Here is a 16,658-nt window from a genome sequence, read left to right on the forward strand (position 1 = left end):
TGTAGAACCTGTTACATCTGACTATGCGTCAGGTATAACGCATCAAGCCTTCCTTGCCCATGCCCCGAACGGCTATCCGCGCCGCTGTTCGCGCCGCAGCATGGTCACCACGGCCGCGCCGCCCAGCCCGATGTTGTGCGCAAGACCCACCCGCGCCCCGGGCACCTGCCGCTCCCCCGCCTCGCCGCGCAGCTGCCAGACCAGCTCGGCGCACTGCGCCAGACCGGTCGCGCCCAGCGGATGCCCCTTGGAGATCAGGCCCCCGGACGGATTCACCACCCAGCGCCCGCCGTAGGTGGTCGCGCCCTCGGCGACGAGCTTGCCGCTCTCGCCCTCCGCGCACATCCCCAGCGCCTCGTAGGTCAACAGCTCGTTGATGGAGAAGCAGTCGTGCAGCTCCACCACGTCCACGTCCTCGATGCCGAGCCCGGACTGCTGGAACACCGCACGGGCGGCGGCCCGACTCATCGGCGTGCCGACCACGTCGATGCAGGAGCCGGAGGCGAAGCTCTCCTCGCTGTCGGTGGTCATCGCCTGACCGAGGATCTCCACCGCCCGCTCCTCCAGCCCGTGCTGCCGGACGAAGCGCTCGCTGGCGACCACCGCGGCCGCCGCGCCGTCCGAGGTCGGCGAGCACTGGAGCTTGGTCAGCGGGGCGTGGATCGACTTGGACGCCAGCACCTCCTCCAGGGTGTGGACGTCGCGGAACTGGGCCCGGGGGTTGGCGGCGGAGTGGCGGTGGTTCTTCACCCCGACCTGGGCCAACTGCTCAGCCGTGGTGCCGTGCCGCTCCATGTGCTCGCGGGCGGCGTTGCCGAAGATCTGCGCGGTGGGCGGGGTCCGCTCGAAGCCGTGCCGGGCCGCCATCACCCCGTAGTGCCGGGCCAGCGGGCTCACCGCGAAGTCCCCGGCGCCGGCGGACCCGCCCAGCGCGCCCCGGCTCATCTTCTCGAAGCCCAGCGCCAGCACGCAGTCATTGAGCCCGCCGGCCACGAACTGGCGGGCCATCATCAGCGCGGACGAGCCGGTGGCGCAGTTGTTGTTGACGTTGTAGACCGGGATCCCGGAGAGGCCCAGCTCATAGACGGCGCGCTGACCCGCCGTCGACTGCTGGAAGCAGAAGCCCACAGGGGCCTGCTCGACCAGCCCGTAGTCGATTCCGGCGTCGGCGAGGGCAGCCTCGCCCGCCTCACGGGCCATGTCCCAGTACTGCCAGTCCCGGGTCTCCGGCTTCTCGAAGTTGGTCATTCCTACGCCGACCAAGTAGGTCTTCTCAGGCATGGTGATTCCCTCAGTCCCTCAGTCAATGATGGGGTGCAGCAACAACGAGCGCATTAGTCGCGCGGCAGGCCGAGGATCCGCTCGGCCACCACGTTCAACTGCACCTGTGTGGTCCCGCCGGCGATGGTCAGGCAGCGCGCCATCAGGAAGGCGTGGGCGGCCTGCTCCCCCAGCCCCTCATAGACCGCGCCCGCCGGACCGCAGAGCTCCAGCGCCAGCTCGGCGACCCGCTGCGCATGCGGGGCGGAGACCAGTTTGCGGACGCTGGCGCCCGCGCCCGGGTCCAGGCCGTCCAGGCTGCTGAGCGCGGTCCGCAGATCGATGCAGGCCAGGATGTGCTCGTCGGCGACCAGCCGCCCCAACCGCTCGCCATGGACCTCCGAGCCGCCGCCGACCGCGAGCAGCTGCCGGACCGCGTCCCCGGTCGGGCTGGAGTCGGACATATGGACCCGTTCATTGCCCAGGGTGTGCCGGGCCACCCGCCAGCCGCCGTCGACCTCGCCGACCACCGCGTCGGCGGGCAGTTCCACCGCGTCCAGGAAGACCTCGTTGAACACCGCGTCGCTGGTCAGTTCGCGCAGCGGACGAATGTCGATTCCTGCGGTCGTCCGCATATCGACAAGGAAATAGGTCAACCCCTGGTGCTTGGGCTTCTCCGGCGAGGTCCGTGCCAGCAGGATGCCGAAGTCGGCGGTGCCGGCGCTGGAGGTCCACACCTTCTGCCCGTCCACCCGCCAGCGGCCGTCCGGCAGCCGGACCGCGCGGGTGCGCAGCGAGGCCAGGTCCGAGCCGGCCTCCGGCTCGGAGAACAGCTGACACCAGGTCAACTCCCCACGCAGGGTTGGCATCAGCAGCCTTTCCTGCTGCTGCGACGTGCCGTAGGCGATCAGTGAGGGGACCACCCAGTTGCCGATGGTCAGATCCGGCAACCGAACCCCGGCCGCGCGGAACTCCTCGTCCACCACCAGCTGTTGCAGCGCGTCCGCCCCCCGCCCGTAGGGAACCGGGAGGTGCGGCGCGGCCCAGCCGTCCGGGGCGAGCCCGCGCCGCTGCTCGGCCGGCTCCAACCCGCGTACGGACTCCGCCGCGGCCCGTGGTCCAGCCCGGAACTCCTCTGCCTCGGCCGGGAGTTCAAGCCCCGGACGGTCAAGGCCGCCGACCGCCCGCCGCGCCGCCTCCCCATACAGAACCGGTTCGCTACCCAGCAGTTGACGCAGGGTCACCGCCCGCCGCAGCCTCAGATGTGCGTCATGCTCCCAGGTGAAGCCGATGCCGCCGAGGATCTGGATGCAGTCCTTGGCGTTCTCGAACGCGGCTTCCACCCCGGTCGCGGCGGCGATCGCAGCCTCCGCCCCAGCACCCCCAGCAGGGTCCTGGCTGCGGGCCGCCTGCCAGACCGCGGTACGGGCCCGCTCGGCGCGTACCAGCATCTGTGCGCACAGGTGCTTGACCGCCTGGAACTGCCCGATCGGCCGTCCGAACTGCTCGCGCACCCTGGCGTGGGCGACGGCGGTGTCCAGTGCCCAGCCGGCGATGCCGCAGGCCTCCGCCGCGAGCAGCACCTCGGCGAGCCGGCGCACCGTCTCCGGGGCGACGGCCAGCCGCCGCTCCTCTGCAAGGACAAGACCCGGCCCACCCACCTCGATCGCGGCCAGCCCCCTGGTCAGATCCAACGCCCGCAGCGGCCGAACCACCACCTGCTCCGACTCGACCGCGAACCAGGCGACTCCCTCGCCAGTCTCGGCAGCCAACAGCAGCAACTCGGCCCGGTCGCCGCCGAGGACCGGGCCGGTACGCCCGGTCAGCAGCCAGCCGCCCCCGGGTTCTCTCCGCGCCGTCAGCCCGCCGGGTTCCAGCGCCAGGGCGGCCGTTCGGGTGCCGTCGGCCAGGGCCGGCAGCAGGCGTTTGCCGAGCGGTCCTTCCCCGGTGGCGGCGAGCACGGCCGAGGCCAGCACCGTGGGCAGGTAGCCGTCCGGCAGCAGCGCCCGCCCGGCCTCCTCCAGCACCACGGCGAGGTCGAGCAGCCCACCGTCGCCGCCGCCGTGCTCGCCGGGCAGGTGCAGACCCAGCAGCCCCTGCCCGGCGACCGCGTCCCACCAGGGGGCCTGCCCCACGCGCTCCCCCTCGGACCACGCCCGCACGACCGGCCCCGGGGCCTCCCGCTCCAGCTGCCTCCGGACGGCCGCAGCCAGCTCCCGGTGGTCCTCCGTGATCCCGATGGCCATGCGTTTCCCTTCGGTCCCTTGGCTGACGCACCGTCAGATTAGAACGTGTTCCACTTCGAGGGAAGGCCGCCCGCCGAGAATTCCGCTCCGCTGGTGGTCTGCGGCGGACCGGGCGGGTGTGAGCGGGCGGGTGTGACCAGGCGGGTGTGAGCCGCCGACCCGGGCGCGTACCGTTCAGTAGGCTCCGGACGGGCCGGACCGGCCCCCTCGGCACAGCACAGCCACGGCACAGGAGACGCAGCGGATGACGGACACCACACAGTCGGCAGGCACCCCCTCCGCAGGCACCGCCACGGCGCAGGCGCCCTCGGCCGGGACGCTCGCGGCGTTCGAGGCGGCGACCGGGTTCATGCCGGTGGACGAGGGTCTGGCGCTGTACGCGGCGGCCGCGGAGGCGGCCGGACGCACCGGGCTGCCGCTGCTGGAGGTCGGCAGCTACTGCGGCCGTTCCACCATCCTGCTGGCCGACGCCGCACGCCGGGCCGGGACGGTCGCGCTGACCGTGGACCACCACCGCGGCTCCGAGGAGCAGCAGCCGGGCTGGGAGTACCACGACAGCTCGCTGGTCGACCCCGAGGTCGGGCTGATGGACACCCTCCCCCGGTTCCGCCGGACCCTGCGCGCGGCCGGTCTCGAGGATCATGTGATCGCCCTGGTCGGACGATCGCCGCAGGTCGCGGCGGTCTGGGGCCGCCCGCTCGGCCTGGTGTTCGTGGACGGCGGCACACCGACGAGCACGCCACCGGCGACTACGAGGGCTGGGTGCCGCATCTGGCGGCGGACGGCCTGCTGGTGGTCCACGACGTCTTCCCCGACCCGGCGGACGGCGGCCAGGCCCCCTACCGGATCTATCTCCGGGCGCTGGCGGAGGGCTTCCAGGAGGTCTCGGCGACCGGCTCGCTGCGGGTCCTGCGCCGGGGCTGAACAAAGGGCTGAACAAAAGGCCGAACCAGGGACTGAACTGGAACAAGGCCTTCACAGGCGGTCGGCCTTCGGTACGGTGGCCGCAGCAGTGCAGGTGAACGAAGGAACGTGGGGGAGGTATCGGCTGTGGCCGATGCGGAGGAGAGCGCACCGGCGGTATGGGACCCCACGGCAAGGGACGGCGCCGGCGGGTGGGTCCGTCGCGACCCGGCGACAGCCGCGATGTGGGGCAAGCCCCCGGCCCCGCCGACGGCCGGAGACCCGGACGACAGCCCTGCCGACGACACCCGTGACGGTGGAGCGGCCGGCGGCGACACCGACCGGACGGGCCCGCCCGCGGCCCCAGGCCGGGGGCCCACGGCGGCGTCCGGCGCGCCCGCGGCAGGCTCCGGGGACGAGCCGACGTCGGTGCTGCCGCCGACCCCGGCCGGGCCCCCGCCCACCCAGTTCGACCCACCGATCGTCCGCCCGTACCTGCCCACGGCCAGGGACCTCCCGCAGGTGGTCCCGCCGCCCACGCAGGTCTCGCCCCAGGCGCAGACCCGCCCCCAGCAGCCGCCCGCGGCCACGGGCGGGGCCTACGGCGCGCCCTCGTACCAGCCCCAGCCGCCCCCGCAGGCCCAGCAGCATCAGCAGCCCCAGCAGTCAGCCGCGCAGGCCCAGCAGGCCCAGCAGGCCCCGCAGGCCCCGCAGCCGCCGACGCAGCAGGCCGCGCCGATGTACCGGCCGGCCGGCTTCGGCCCGCCGCCCGGTGCGCAGGAATACGACAGACAGGCCCCCGGCGGGCCCGCGCCGTACCAGGGACAGACCCAGCAGCAGCCGGGCGCCTACCCGCAGGCTGCCTATCCCCAGAGCTCCTATCCCCAGAGCTCCTATCCCCAGGGCGCACAGCATCAGGGCGCACAGCATCAGGGCGGCCAGCCGACCGTCCCGCCGCCGTACTCCTACGACCGGCAGTACCCCCAGGGCGGCGGCCCCGGTGCGCCCGTTCCCGGCGGATACGGCGGTCCGGACGGCTCAGGCCCGGGATCGGGCTCAGGTTCAGGTTCAGGCCCCGACGGTTCCGGTCGGCGGATGAACCCGCTGCTGCTGGGCGTGCTGGTGGTCGTGGTCGCCGCGCTGCTGGGCGTGGGCGTCGTCTACGGGATCGGCCTCGGCAAACCGAAGACCACCCACCCCCCGGTCGCCTCCCCGACGAACTCCGCCACCGCCGCACCCACCGGCAGCGCCGCCCCCAGCGACGACGCCTCCGCGAGCAGCAGCCCCTCGGCCGAGACCAGCACCAGCGGGACCGGCCAGACCCAGGCCGCCGCGGTGGACCAGCTGCTCGACCAGTCCGCCCAGGCGCGGGCCCAGGTGGGCAATGCCGTGGCCGCGGTCGAGAGCTGCAGCAGCGAGCAGTCCGTCGCCGACGCCGCCTCCGCGCTGACCAAGGCGGCGCAGACCCGGCAGGCCTTGTCCCAGCAGGCGGCTACCCTCGATGTGTCGCAGGTGGCCCCCGGTGCCGCCGACGCGATGCAGACGCTGAGCCGGGCGTGGGCGGAGTCTGCCTCGGCGGACAACGACTACGCGCAGTGGGCCCAGGAGATGAGCAACGGCGGCTGCAGCCCGGACAACGCCAAGCACACCGCGACGTACAACAAGACGACCGCGGCGAACAACAGCGCCACCAATGACAAGAACTCGTTCGTCGCGGCCTGGAACCCGATCGCGACCACCTATGGTCTGAACGCGAGGTCAGCCGGTGCCATCTGAACATCCACTCGACAGGCACGACACCGCGGAACCCTCGCGGAGGGGCCGTCGAACGGCGACCGTCGCGCTGGTGCTGGCCGCACTGGTGCCGCTGAGCTTCGCCGGATGGCTGGGCTGGCAGGCTGTGGCCGGCGACGGCGGCAAGCACGCCACCGTGGACACCCAGGCGGCGGACCAGCTCCCGGCCGTGGGCGGCGGCTCCTCCACCGGAGCCTCGGCCGGCGCTTCGGCCGGATCCTCCGCAGGCGCCTCGTCGACCCTGGCCCCGAGTCCGGGCACCAGCCCGAACCCGTCGCCCACGCCGGACCCGAAATCGAAGCCGGTGACCGTCCCGCCGGCCGGCTCGGGCAAGCCGCTGGCCGGGAAGACCATCGTGATCGACCCAGGACACAACCCGGGCAACGTCAACTACACCAGCAAGATCAACGCCCTGGTGGCGATCGGCAAGGGCACCACCAACTGCGACACCACCGGCACCTCGACCAACGCCGGCTACTCCGAGGCCCGGTTCACCCTGGACGTGGCCCGCAAGGTGCGGACGATCCTGCAGGCCGAGGGCGCCAAGGTGGTGTTCACCCAGGACGGCAACCTCGCCTGGGGCCCCTGCGTCACCCAGCGCGCGGCGATCGGCAACGCGGCGCACGCCGATGCCGCGATCTCGATCCACGGGGACGGCGCGGGCGGCAGCGACCACGGCTTCCACGTGATCCTCCCGGCCGGCGTGGACCAGGGCGGGGCGGACAACCTGGCCATCGTCGGCCCGTCCCGGACCCTGGGCCTGGACGTGCGCTCGGCGTTCCACAGCGCCACCGCCGAGCCCTTCGCCAACTACATCAACGGCGGCACCGGGCTGGACGTCCGCAGCGACCTCGGCGGCCTGAACATGTCGAAGGTCCCCAAGGTCTTCATCGAGTGCGGCAACATGCGCAACGCCACCGACGCGGCCAGGATGACCAGCGCCTCCTGGCGCCAGCTCGCCGCCCAGGGCATCGCCGCCGGGCTCACCGCCTTTGTGGAGAAGCCGCATTGAGTCCGACTGATCCAGACATGCCCGAAGTGGCGCCGACACCGTACGCTAGGGCCCGTCCGTACAACAGTCCCGTACGTCCCAGCACTCACGAGAGGGCTCTTTCACGGTGAACCTCCGAACCGTCACCAGGGGGGACGCAGCAGTCGCAGGCGCCGCACTCCTGCTGTTGATCTCCTCGTTCCTGCCCTTCTACAGCACCAGTGAGTCTGACGGATTCGGAACCCGGACGTACAGCGCCAACGCCTGGCACTCCGCCTTCTTCCCGCTGCTGCCCTCGGTGTTCTTCCTCGGCCTCATCGCCGCGGCGCTGATCCTGGTCAGCCGGCTGCTGCCGCAGGACCCGAAGCCGGCCGGCATCCAGCTGAACCACTGGGGCACGGTGCTGGCCGTCGCCGCGTTCTGGGGCGCGCTGTGGTCGCTGTTCGGCGGCGGAGCGGGCACCGGACACGGTTTCGGCGCCTACCTCGCCTTCCTGTTCGCGCTGGTCCTGGCGGCCGCCGCGGTGATCACCCCGCTGGTGCCGCAACTGGCCCTGCCGCTGCTGCCGAACGCCCCCGCCGCGGCGCCGGTCGGCCCCGGCGGCTACCCGGCGTACGGACAGCCGGTCCAGCCCGGGCAGTACCCGTACCAGGCGCAGCAGCCGCAGCCGCAGTTCCAGCACGGCGAGCCGGTGCAGCAGGCCCAGCCGGGCCAGCCGTTCACCGGCCCGCAGGGCCAGGCCGCGCCCACCGCGCCCCAGCAGGGCGGTGCGTACGGCTACCCGCAGCAGGGGTCGCAGCAGAACCCCTCCTACGGCGGCCAGTACGGCGCCCAGGCTGCTCAGTCGCCCGCCCCGGCCCCGGCGCCCGCCCCAGCGCCGGTGCCGCAGGACTCCGCTCCGGCGCGGCACCAGGACCAGGACGAGCCGCTGGACCACGCCACCGCGATGCTGACCCCGGCCCAGAAGCGCCAGCCGGAGCCCGCGGCCCAGCCCGAGCCCGCCGCCCCGGCCGCACCGGCCGCCGAGACCCCGGCGGCGCCCGCCTTCGCGCCGTTCTGGTTCGCCGTCCCGGCCGTGCGCTCGCTGGCGCCCGAGGAGGGCCCCGGCGGCCCGACCGTGGGCGAACTGGTGCCCGGCACCTGGTACCTGGCGATCGCGCAGCGCGGTGACGCCCTGCTGACCCAGACCCAGGAGGGCAAGCGCGGCCTGCTCGCCGACACCTCGGGCATCCAGCGCGGATAGTCGTTGTGGCTTGTCAGCGCTCCGCCTACGATCCCCCCAAGAGAACTGACGCTCCATCAGATCCTGGGGGACTTCGATCATGCGCCTCGGACTCGCGCTCGGCTACTGGGGCGCCGCGCCCTCCCCCGGCTTCCTCGATCTCGCCGTGGAGGCCGAACGCCTCGGCTACGACTCGGTGTGGACCGCCGAGGCCTGGGGCTCCGACGCCTTCACCCCGCTCACCTGGATCGCCGCCCGCACCAGCCGGATCCGGCTGGGCACCGGCATCGCCCAGATGGCCGCCCGCACCCCCACCGCCACCGCCATGCACGCGATGACCCTGGACCACCTCTCCGGCGGCCGGGTGATCCTCGGCCTGGGCCTGTCCGGACCGCAGGTGGTCGAGGGCTGGTACGGCCGCCCCTTCCCCCGCTCACCGCTGACCGCCGTCCGCGAGTACCTGGACGTGGTGCGGCAGGTGCTCCGCCGCGAGAAGCCGGTGACCCTGGACGGTGCGTACCACCCGCTCCCCTACCCCGGCGCCGACGGCACCGGCCTGGGCAAACCGCTGAAGCCGATCCTGCACCCGCTGCGCTCCGACCTGCCGATCATGCTCGGCGCGGAGGGCCCGAAGAACATCGCGCAGACCGTGCGGATCGCCGACGGCTGGCTGCCGCTCTACTTCTCCCCCACCGCCGACGGCGCCGACCTCTACGCCGAACCGCTGGCCTCGGCCCGGCCCGGCTTCACCGTCGCCCCGCTGGTGCACACCCGGGTCTGCGAGGACGTCGCCGAGGGCCTCGCCCCGATCCAGGCCATGCTGGGCTTCTACATCGGCGGCATGGGCGCACGCGGACGCAACTTCCACGCCGATCTGATGGCCAGGATGGGCTACGAGGCCGAGGCCCACCGGATCCAGGAACTGTTCCTGGAAGGACGGCAGGCCGAGGCGGTGGCCACCGTGCCGGCCGCCTTCGCCGACGAGATCTCGCTGGTCGGCCCGCGCGAGCGGATCGCCGAACGCCTGGAGGCCTGGCGGGCCAGCCCGGTCACCGACCTGCTGCTGACCGCCCGCGACCCGCTCACGCTGCGCACCATGGCCGAACTGGTGCTCTGAGGAACACTTCTGACGCACTGTCCACTCAGTCGAAAGTGAGACCGTCCAGCCAGAACCCGAGCAGCGCCTCGTCGCCGAACACCTGGAGGTCGCCGCGGCCGTCCGGGAGGCGCTTGGTGAGCAGCAGCATCAGCTCGACCGCCGTGCCCCGCACCGCCACCTCGGCCTTCTGGTGCCCGAGTTCACAGCTGAACCCGTCCGGGGTGCGGCGCAGCAGCCATTCGCCCTCGACGTCGTCGCAGTGCAGATGCAGGGTGCCGCCCTCGCCGCTCAGCTTCTTCCGGTGCGGGAAGGCCCGCGCGGCCGGGGCCAGGGCGTTGTGCAGCAGTTCGTCGACGGCGTCGGCCGCCAGCCCGGCGTCCACCGGGCCGATCCGGCCCACCGCCAGCTCGGCGTCGATCCGGTGCACCAGGGTCTCGTGCGCCATCCGGCGGGCCCACCAGCCGGTGTGCTGCTCCGCGGCCCAGCCCCAGACCTGCGTGTCGGGGCCGGTCTCCTGGAGCAGTTCGACCGCCGCCGACGCGCCCCGCAGCAACCACTCGGCCTGTCCGGCCGGATCGGCCGGCAGCTCCCTATCCGGCAGTTCGTCCCAGCCCAGCCGCTGCGTGGCCCGGGTCCGGACCACCTGGGTCATCCAGCGGTGCACCATGCCCTGGTGCCGGCACAGCTCGGACAAGTCCCAGTCCGGGCAGCTGGGCACCCTGGCCCGCGGATCGCCCTGCGCCACCACCCGGGCGAACAGCCCGGCCTCCGCCGCCACCGCCGCCAGGTAGCGCTCGTGGTCGAACCACCCAGCTGTCACTCCAGCCACTGCCGCGTCCCCTCTCGCCCATCGATCGCCCACAGCCTGCCCACAGTTGCCCGCACGCTAGCATCCGCTGCCGCCAGCCGGTTTGTGTGGCCGAATACCGGCAAGAGGCTGACCATGAGTGGACTATTGCGCCTGATCGGACTCGCGCTCTACATATGCGCGCTGATCCTCGTCATCTGGTTTCTGCTGTTTCTCTTCGAGGCCAACACCGGCAACGACGTCGTCAACTGGTTCCACGAAGCGGCCAACTGGCTGTCCGGGTGGTCCCACGGCCTCTTCAACAGCATCCACAACAGCAAGCTGCACGCCCTCTTCGTCTACGGCCTGCCCGCCGTGGTCTATGGAGCGATCGGCAGCGCCTTCAGCCGTTCCGGCAACCGGGTCTGACGGAACGTCACCATCAACACCGCTCAACCGGGCAGCGGCGCGCAGCACTCGTCGGCGAGACCGGCGGGCAGCTGCGCGCCGCCGAACACGGTCGTGGTCGCCTCGTCCCCGCCGAGCGCCGCGACGGCCAGCAGCAGCGAGCCCGCCGTCCAGGTGGTCCGCTCCTCCGGCCAGACCGCGTCGTCCTCGAAGACGTACCCGGTCCAGTAGCCGCCGTCCTGGTGCCGCAGGTGCTGGATGGAGCGCAGGATGTCCACCGCACGGTCGGACTCGCCGATCGCCCACAGCGCCAGCGCCAGTTCCGCGCTCTCGCCGCCGGTGACCCAGGGGCGGTCGTCGACGCAGCGGACGCCCAGCCCCGGCACCACGAAGCGGTCCCAGTCGCGCGCGATCCGCTCCTGGGCGGCGGGGCCGCGCAGCGCCGTCCCCAGCACCGGGTAGTACCAGTCCATGGAGTAGCGGTCCTTGTCCAGGAACGCCTCCGGGTGACTGGCCACCGCGTGGCCGAGCCGTCCCGCCGCCAACTCCCAGTCCGGCTGCGGTTCTTCGAGGCAGTCGGCGATGGCGAGGGCACACCGCAGCGCATGGTGCACGCTGGAGCAGCCGGTCAGCAGCGCCTCGTCCGGCGCGCTGCCGTCCTCCTCGCGGCGCCAGGCGACGGTGCCGTCGGCGCGCTGCAGTTCCAGGACGAACTCGATGGCGCGGACGACGGTGGGCCACACCTCCTCCAGGAAGGTGTCGTCCCCGGTGGTCAGATGGTGGTGCCAGATCCCGACGGCGATGTAGGCACAGAAGTTGGACTCGCGGTTGCGGTCCGTCACCATGCCGTCGGTATAGGCCGAATACCAGGAGCCGTCCGGGTTCTGATGCTTCATCAGCCAGCGGTACGCGGCCTCGGCGGCGGTGTGCTCGCCCGCGACGTCCAGGGCCATGGCGGCCTCGGTGTGGTCCCAGGGGTCGAGGTGGCCGCCGGCGAACCAGGGGATCCCGCCGTCCTCGCGCTGGTCGGCCAGGATGCTGCGGACCGTGGCGGCGGCCTGCCCGGCGTCGAGCACGCCCGGCAGCACCAGCACCTCGGGCACCGCGACCGGACCGGTGCCGGCCGTCACCCGTCCACCCGCTGGTCGTCGCGCGGCTTGGTCGCGTAGGCGACGAAGCTCTTGCCGATCAGCGGGTTGAGCGCACTCTCCGCCGCCCGGGTCAGCGTGCTGATCACCGGGGTGCCGACGATGTCCCAGACCAGCAGTTGGTGGTACGCCTTCACCGGCAGCGCCTTGTCGTTGTCCACGCCGACCGCGCACTTGATCCACCAGTACGGCGAGTGCAGCGCGTGCGCGTGGTGCTGCCCGTAGGGCCTGAGCCCGGCCTCGCGCATCTTCTCGACCAGTTCGTCGCCCCGGTAGATCCGGATGTGCCCGCCCTCGACCTCGTGGTAGGCGTCGGAGAGCGCCCAGCAGATCTTCTCGGGCAGCCAGCGCGGCACGGTGACGGCGATCGAGCCGCCGGGCTTGAGCACCCGGACCATCTCGGCGAGCACGCCCTTGTCGTCCGGGATGTGCTCCATCACCTCGGAGATGATCACCTTGTCGAAGCTGTCGTCAGGAAAGGGCAGCGCCAGCGCGTCGCCCTCCATCGCGGTGGCGGCGGCGCCGGCCGGGGCCTCGCCGGCCTCCTCCATGGCCGTGAACCAGCGCTTGACCTCGCGGATCTCCTCCGCGTTCCGGTCCAGGGCGACGACGCGGCCGCCGCGCCGGTAGACCTCGAAGGCGTGCCGGCCACCACCGCAGCCGAGGTCGAGCACCCGGTCGCCGGGGGCGATCGGGAATCGGGAGAAGTCGACGGTCAGCACGGTCGCTGGGCTCCATTCACGTCGTTCGCGCACACAGGAAAGTCAGGGGGTACTGCGACTGGCGGTCGGTCAGACGTAACGCCAGCCGTCGCCCGCACGGGCGCGCTGCCCGGCTCCGGTGGCGATGGCCGCGCGGTAGCGCTCGGCGGTGAGTTCGGCCGCGCGCTCCCAGGTGAACCGGGTGAGCACGCGCTCGCGTCCGGCCGCACCGATCCGGCGGCGCAGTTCGGGGTCGTCCAGCAGCCGGCCGAGGGCCGAGGCGAGCGCGCCGGGGTCGCCCGGCGGGACGGCGAGGCAGGTCTCGCCGTCGGGTCCGGCCACCTCGGGGATGGCGCCCCCAGTGGTGGCGACCAGCGGGGTGCCGGTGGCCATGGCTTCGGCCGCGGGCAGCGAGAAGCCTTCGTAGAGGGAGGGGACGCAGGCCACCTCGGCGCTGCGGACCAGGTCGACGAACGCCGCGTCGTCTATTCCGCCGCGGAACTCGACCACCCGCTCCAGGCCGAGTCGACGAATCGCTTCGGCGACCGGGCCGTCCTCGCGCCGCTTGCCGACCACGACCAGGTGCGCGTCCCGTTCGGTGCGGACCTTGGCCAGCGCCTCGACCAGGTGGATCAGCCCCTTGAGCGGTACGTCCGCGCTGGAGGTGGTGACGATCCGTCCGGGCACCACCGGCACCGACGGGTCCGGCGACCACAGCCGCACATCCGCGCCGATGGGCACCACGTGCACCCGCTCCGGGGACACGCCCAGGTGCTCGGTGATCTCGCGGCTGGAGCTCTGCGAGACGGTGAGCACGGAGTCCAGCCGCTGGGCCACCCGGCGCTGCATCCGGGTGAAGCCGTACCAGCGGCGCACCGAGAGCCGTCGCTTCAGGGTGTCGGCGGCGGCCAGGTCCAGCTCGCGGTCCACGGTGATCGGGTGGTGGATCGTGGTGACCAGCGGGAAGCCGATCCGGTCCAGGCCGAGCAGGCCGTAGCCGAGGGTCTGGTTGTCGTGCACCACGTCGTAGCGGCCGCGGTGCAGGGCGAGGTGCCGTCGGGCCCGCATGCTGAAGGTCAGCGGCTCGGGGAAGCCGCCGCTGCGCATGGTGGCGTACTCGACGACGTCGGCGAGGCTGCGGTACTCGCCGGGACGGGGATTGCGGAACGGGTCGGGGTTCCGGTAGAGGTCCAGGCTGGCGATCTCGGTGAACCCGAGCCGGCCCCCGCCCTCGGCCACCGGGTCCAGCACCGGGTACGGCTGCCCGCCCAGCACCTCGACGTCGTGCCCGAGCCGGGCCAGCTCACGGGACAGGTGGCGGACGTAGACGCCCTGACCGCCGCAGAAGGGGTTGCCCTTGTAGGAGAGCAACGCGATCCGCAGCGGCCGGTCAGCGGGCACAGCGTCCCGCACAGCACTGGTCACCTTGGATTCTTCTCCTCTGTCGTCCCCGGCTCAGGGTAATCTAGAACACGTTCCAATGATGCGGAGCATGGAGACCTTGAGATTACCCGTCCGTAGGGTCCTTCTCGGCCCGAGGTGGGTGATTCGCGCCACCCCTGGACTCTGCGCCATCATGCGGGGCAACCAGCACCACCCGACGGGGGAGCGCCCAGTGACGACCAACCCCAGCCAGAGCCCCGGTCCCCGGACCGCCGCCGCACCGCCGCTCACCGAACGGCAGGAGGCGCGCCGCCGTCGGATCCTGCACACGGCCGCCCAGCTCGCCTCCCGCGGCGGTTTCGACGCGGTGCAGATGCGCGAGGTCGCCGAGAACTCAGGAGTGGCCCTCGGCACGCTCTACCGCTACTTCCCCTCCAAGGTGCACCTGCTGGTCGCCACCATGCAGGACCAGCTGCAGCTGATGCAGTCGCAGCTGCGCAAGCACCCGCCGTCCGGGGAGACCCCCGCGGCCCGGGTGACCGAGACGCTGATGGGGACCTTCCGCGGACTGCAGCGCGAACCGCAGCTGGCCGAGGCCATGGTCAGGGCGCTGACCTTCGCCGACCGCTCGGTCAGCGCCGAGGTGGACCAGGTGAGCCGGCTCACCGCGGTGCTGATCACCGAGGCGATGGGCCTGGACCGGCCGCCGACCCGGGACCAGCTGGCGGCCGTCCGGGTGATCGAGCACACCTGGCACTCGGCGCTGGTCACCTGGCTCTCCGGACGGGCCTCGATCGCCCAGGTCAGGATCGACCTGGAGACCGCCTGCCGACTGCTCTGAGCCGCTTCCGGCGACGGCCGCCCCGGGGACGGTTCAGTCCGGCGGGAACACCGGCTCGCTGCTCCCGGCCAGGTGCAGCGAGATCGCCTCGACCGGGCAGCACTCCGCCGCCGCCAGCAGCGCCTCCGCGGCGTCCGCCTCCTCCTCCACCGGGTGCGACTGCCGGGCGGAGTCCAGCCGGAACCCGTTCGGGGCGGAGGCCGCGCACAGCCCGGAGCCGATGCAGACCGAGCGGTCCACCTCCACCCGCCAGCGGTCGCCCATCAGCCCTCCCGACCGGGCGCCGTGTACCCCTGGGGCAGGTGGATGGTCTTGGACTCCAGGTAGGAGTCCAGCCCTTCCGACCCGAACTCGCGGCCGATGCCGGACTGCTTGAAGCCGCCGAAGGGCCCCTTGAAGTCCAGGCTGAAGGTGTTCACCGAGTACGTCCCGGTCCGCACCTGCCGGGCCACCTCGATGCCGTGCTCCACGTCCGCGCACCAGACGCTGCCGGAGAGGCCGTAGTCGGAGTCGTTGGCGATCCGCAGCGCGTCGGCCTCGTCCTCGTAGGGGATCAGGCAGACCACCGGGCCGAAGATCTCCTCGCGGGCCACCCGCATCCGGTTGTCGACCCCGCCGAGCAGCGTCGGCTCCACGTACCAGCCCCGGGATTCGGCGGCGGGCACGCCGCCGCCGGTGAGCACCTTGGCGCCCTCCTCCTGGCCGATCCTGATGTAGTCCAGGCTCTTCTGCTGCTGACGCCGGGTCACCAGCGGGCCGACCTGGGTCGCCTCGGCCAGCGGGTCGCCGACCACCAGCGCGCCCACCGCGGCGACCAGCCGCTCGGCGGTCTCGTCGTAGCGGGAGCGGGGGGCCAGGATCCGGGTCTGCGCCACACAGGCCTGGCCGTTGTTCATGTAGGCGGAGCTCATCAGGTTGGCGACGGCCTCGTCCAGGTCCGCGTCCGGCAGCAGGATCGCGGCCGACTTGCCGCCCAGCTCCAGCGTCACCCGGGTGAGGTTGCGCGAGGCCACCTCCATGATCCGCTTCCCGGCCGGCACCGATCCGGTGAAGGAGACCTTGTCGATGCCCTCGTGCCCGACCAGGTACTCGCTGACCTCGCGGTCGGCGGGCAAGATGCTGAGCACGCCCTCGGGCAGCCCGGCCGCGCCGACGATCTCGGCCAGCAGGTAGGAGTCGAGCGGGGTCTCCGGCGAGGGTTTGAGGATCACCGAACAGCCGGCGATCAGCGCCGGGGCCAGCTTGGCCGCGGCCACGAACTGCGGGACGTTCCACGGCACCACCGCGGCGACCACGCCGACCGGCTCGCGGCGGACCAGGATCGGGCCGAGGGCGCCGTCCCGGTGCTCCTCGAAGGCGAAGGCGCGGGCGGTGGCGATGGCCGCGTCCCAGATCATCATCGGGCCGTAGGCCTGGGCCAGGATGCTCCAGGAGTACGGGGAGCCGTTCTCGGCGCTGATCACCCGGGCGATCTCGTCGGCGCGGGCCGCGATCCCGTCCCTGATCCGCTCCGCCACCGCGAGCCGCTCCTCCAGCGGCAGCCGGGACCACGGGCCCTGGTCGAACGAGGTCCTGGCGACGGCGACGGCGCGGTCCACGTCGGCGCGCGAGGCGTGCGGGACCCGGCCGATGACCTCCTCGGTGTGCGGGGAGACCACCTCGATGACGTCCTCCCCGGCGGGTGCGACCAGCTTCCCGCCGATGAACAGTTCGCCGTACTCCACGAGCTCGGACATGGCCGTCCTCCTACTGATCTGACGAACTGTCTGACGGACCGTCACTCGGCCGTTGATAGAACTGATACCAGTTCTACTTATTGAGAGCAACGGTCGTGCAGTAGGCTGCCCAACTAGTTGTGCCGCACATGCAACAGGT

General features: G+C 72.4%; 14 protein-coding genes and 1 pseudogene. 7 read left to right on the forward strand and 8 right to left on the reverse strand.

Annotated features, from left to right (window positions below; all coding sequences use genetic code 11):
* Positions 1-72 precede the first annotated feature (72 nt).
* Both ACXKR8_RS14780 and ACXKR8_RS14785 read right to left on the reverse strand, forming a co-directional pair.
* Entirely contained in the window at positions 73-1,281 is a 1,209-nt protein-coding gene (locus ACXKR8_RS14780) for a lipid-transfer protein (protein WP_458273369.1), read from the reverse strand.
* A 53-nt stretch (positions 1,282-1,334) separates the two neighbouring features.
* Positions 1,335-3,506, reverse strand: a complete 2,172-nt coding sequence (locus tag ACXKR8_RS14785; RefSeq protein WP_458273370.1) for an acyl-CoA dehydrogenase — start codon at positions 3,504-3,506, stop codon at positions 1,335-1,337.
* A 244-nt stretch (positions 3,507-3,750) separates the two neighbouring features.
* Here ACXKR8_RS14785 and ACXKR8_RS14790 point away from each other — a divergent pair.
* The 5 genes and pseudogenes from ACXKR8_RS14790 to ACXKR8_RS14810 all read left to right on the forward strand — a co-directional run bounded on the left by ACXKR8_RS14790 (position 3,751) and on the right by ACXKR8_RS14810 (position 9,533).
* Positions 3,751-4,430 (forward strand): annotated as a pseudogene (locus ACXKR8_RS14790) (class I SAM-dependent methyltransferase).
* 126 nt (positions 4,431-4,556) lie between these two features.
* Positions 4,557-6,185, forward strand: coding sequence for a hypothetical protein (locus tag ACXKR8_RS14795; RefSeq protein WP_458273372.1), 1,629 nt, complete (start codon positions 4,557-4,559; stop codon positions 6,183-6,185).
* Between the two features lie 70 nt (positions 6,186-6,255).
* Positions 6,256-7,215 carry an N-acetylmuramoyl-L-alanine amidase gene (locus ACXKR8_RS14800; protein ID WP_458273373.1) on the forward strand — a complete coding sequence of 320 codons (960 nt, stop codon included), beginning with the start codon at positions 6,256-6,258 and terminating at the stop codon, positions 7,213-7,215.
* A 106-nt stretch (positions 7,216-7,321) separates the two neighbouring features.
* A complete protein-coding gene (locus ACXKR8_RS14805; RefSeq protein WP_458273374.1) occupies positions 7,322-8,437 on the forward strand; it encodes a DUF5336 domain-containing protein in 1,116 nt (371 codons plus the stop codon).
* 79 nt (positions 8,438-8,516) lie between these two features.
* A complete protein-coding gene (locus tag ACXKR8_RS14810) occupies positions 8,517-9,533 on the forward strand; it encodes an LLM class F420-dependent oxidoreductase (RefSeq protein ID WP_458273375.1) in 1,017 nt (338 codons plus the stop codon).
* 25 nt (positions 9,534-9,558) lie between these two features.
* On the opposite strand, the gene ACXKR8_RS14815 is transcribed toward ACXKR8_RS14810, so the two are convergent.
* Complete coding sequence (locus ACXKR8_RS14815; protein ID WP_458273376.1) at positions 9,559-10,335, reverse strand: maleylpyruvate isomerase family mycothiol-dependent enzyme; 777 nt, start codon at positions 10,333-10,335, stop codon at positions 9,559-9,561.
* A gap of 123 nt (positions 10,336-10,458) precedes the next feature.
* Between ACXKR8_RS14815 and ACXKR8_RS14820 the strand changes: the two genes are divergently transcribed.
* Positions 10,459-10,731: a hypothetical protein gene (locus tag ACXKR8_RS14820; protein ID WP_458273377.1), complete on the forward strand. Its 273-nt coding sequence runs from the start codon at positions 10,459-10,461 to the stop codon at positions 10,729-10,731.
* Positions 10,732-10,754: 23 nt separating this feature from the next.
* Here the strand turns inward: ACXKR8_RS14820 and ACXKR8_RS14825 are convergent, their stop codons facing one another.
* From ACXKR8_RS14825 to ACXKR8_RS14835, 3 genes are all read right to left on the reverse strand, one after another.
* A complete protein-coding gene (locus ACXKR8_RS14825; protein WP_458273378.1) occupies positions 10,755-11,840 on the reverse strand; it encodes a prenyltransferase/squalene oxidase repeat-containing protein in 1,086 nt (361 codons plus the stop codon).
* Positions 11,837-12,580, reverse strand: a complete 744-nt coding sequence (locus tag ACXKR8_RS14830) for a class I SAM-dependent methyltransferase (RefSeq protein WP_458273379.1) — start codon at positions 12,578-12,580, stop codon at positions 11,837-11,839. The genes ACXKR8_RS14825 and ACXKR8_RS14830 overlap by 4 nt, the downstream gene beginning before the upstream one ends.
* A gap of 69 nt (positions 12,581-12,649) precedes the next feature.
* On the reverse strand, positions 12,650-13,984 hold the full coding sequence (locus tag ACXKR8_RS14835; RefSeq protein ID WP_458273380.1) for a glycosyltransferase family 4 protein: 1,335 nt from the start codon (positions 13,982-13,984) through the stop codon (positions 12,650-12,652).
* A 151-nt stretch (positions 13,985-14,135) separates the two neighbouring features.
* Between ACXKR8_RS14835 and ACXKR8_RS14840 the strand changes: the two genes are divergently transcribed.
* The gene (locus tag ACXKR8_RS14840; RefSeq protein WP_462100513.1) at positions 14,136-14,783 is read left to right on the forward strand and encodes a TetR family transcriptional regulator; all 648 of its coding nucleotides are present in this window, start codon (positions 14,136-14,138) and stop codon (positions 14,781-14,783) included.
* Between the two features lie 33 nt (positions 14,784-14,816).
* Here ACXKR8_RS14840 and ACXKR8_RS14845 read toward each other — a convergent pair whose 3' ends face one another.
* Complete coding sequence (locus ACXKR8_RS14845) at positions 14,817-15,047, reverse strand: ferredoxin (protein ID WP_458273382.1); 231 nt, start codon at positions 15,045-15,047, stop codon at positions 14,817-14,819.
* Positions 15,047-16,519 (reverse strand): aldehyde dehydrogenase, encoded by a 1,473-nt coding sequence (locus ACXKR8_RS14850; RefSeq protein WP_458273383.1) that lies wholly within the window; start codon positions 16,517-16,519, stop codon positions 15,047-15,049. Before ACXKR8_RS14850 ends, ACXKR8_RS14845 begins: the two co-directional genes overlap by 1 nt.
* Between the last annotated feature and the right edge of the window lie 139 nt (positions 16,520-16,658).

The sequence above is a fragment of the Streptacidiphilus sp. PAMC 29251 genome, from assembly GCF_054208735.2.

Coding starts and splice junctions, on each gene's coding strand:
- ACXKR8_RS14780 (WP_458273369.1), bottom strand. CDS start 1,281: ATGCCTGAGAAGACCTACTTGGTCGGCGTAGGAATGACCAACTTCGAG.
- ACXKR8_RS14785 (WP_458273370.1), bottom strand. CDS start 3,506: ATGGCCATCGGGATCACGGAGGACCACCGGGAGCTGGCTGCGGCCGTC.
- ACXKR8_RS14810 (WP_458273375.1), top strand. CDS start 8,517: ATGCGCCTCGGACTCGCGCTCGGCTACTGGGGCGCCGCGCCCTCCCCC.
- ACXKR8_RS14820 (WP_458273377.1), top strand. CDS start 10,459: ATGAGTGGACTATTGCGCCTGATCGGACTCGCGCTCTACATATGCGCG.
- ACXKR8_RS14840 (WP_462100513.1), top strand. CDS start 14,136: ATGCGGGGCAACCAGCACCACCCGACGGGGGAGCGCCCAGTGACGACC.
- ACXKR8_RS14845 (WP_458273382.1), bottom strand. CDS start 15,047: ATGGGCGACCGCTGGCGGGTGGAGGTGGACCGCTCGGTCTGCATCGGC.
- ACXKR8_RS14850 (WP_458273383.1), bottom strand. CDS start 16,519: ATGTCCGAGCTCGTGGAGTACGGCGAACTGTTCATCGGCGGGAAGCTG.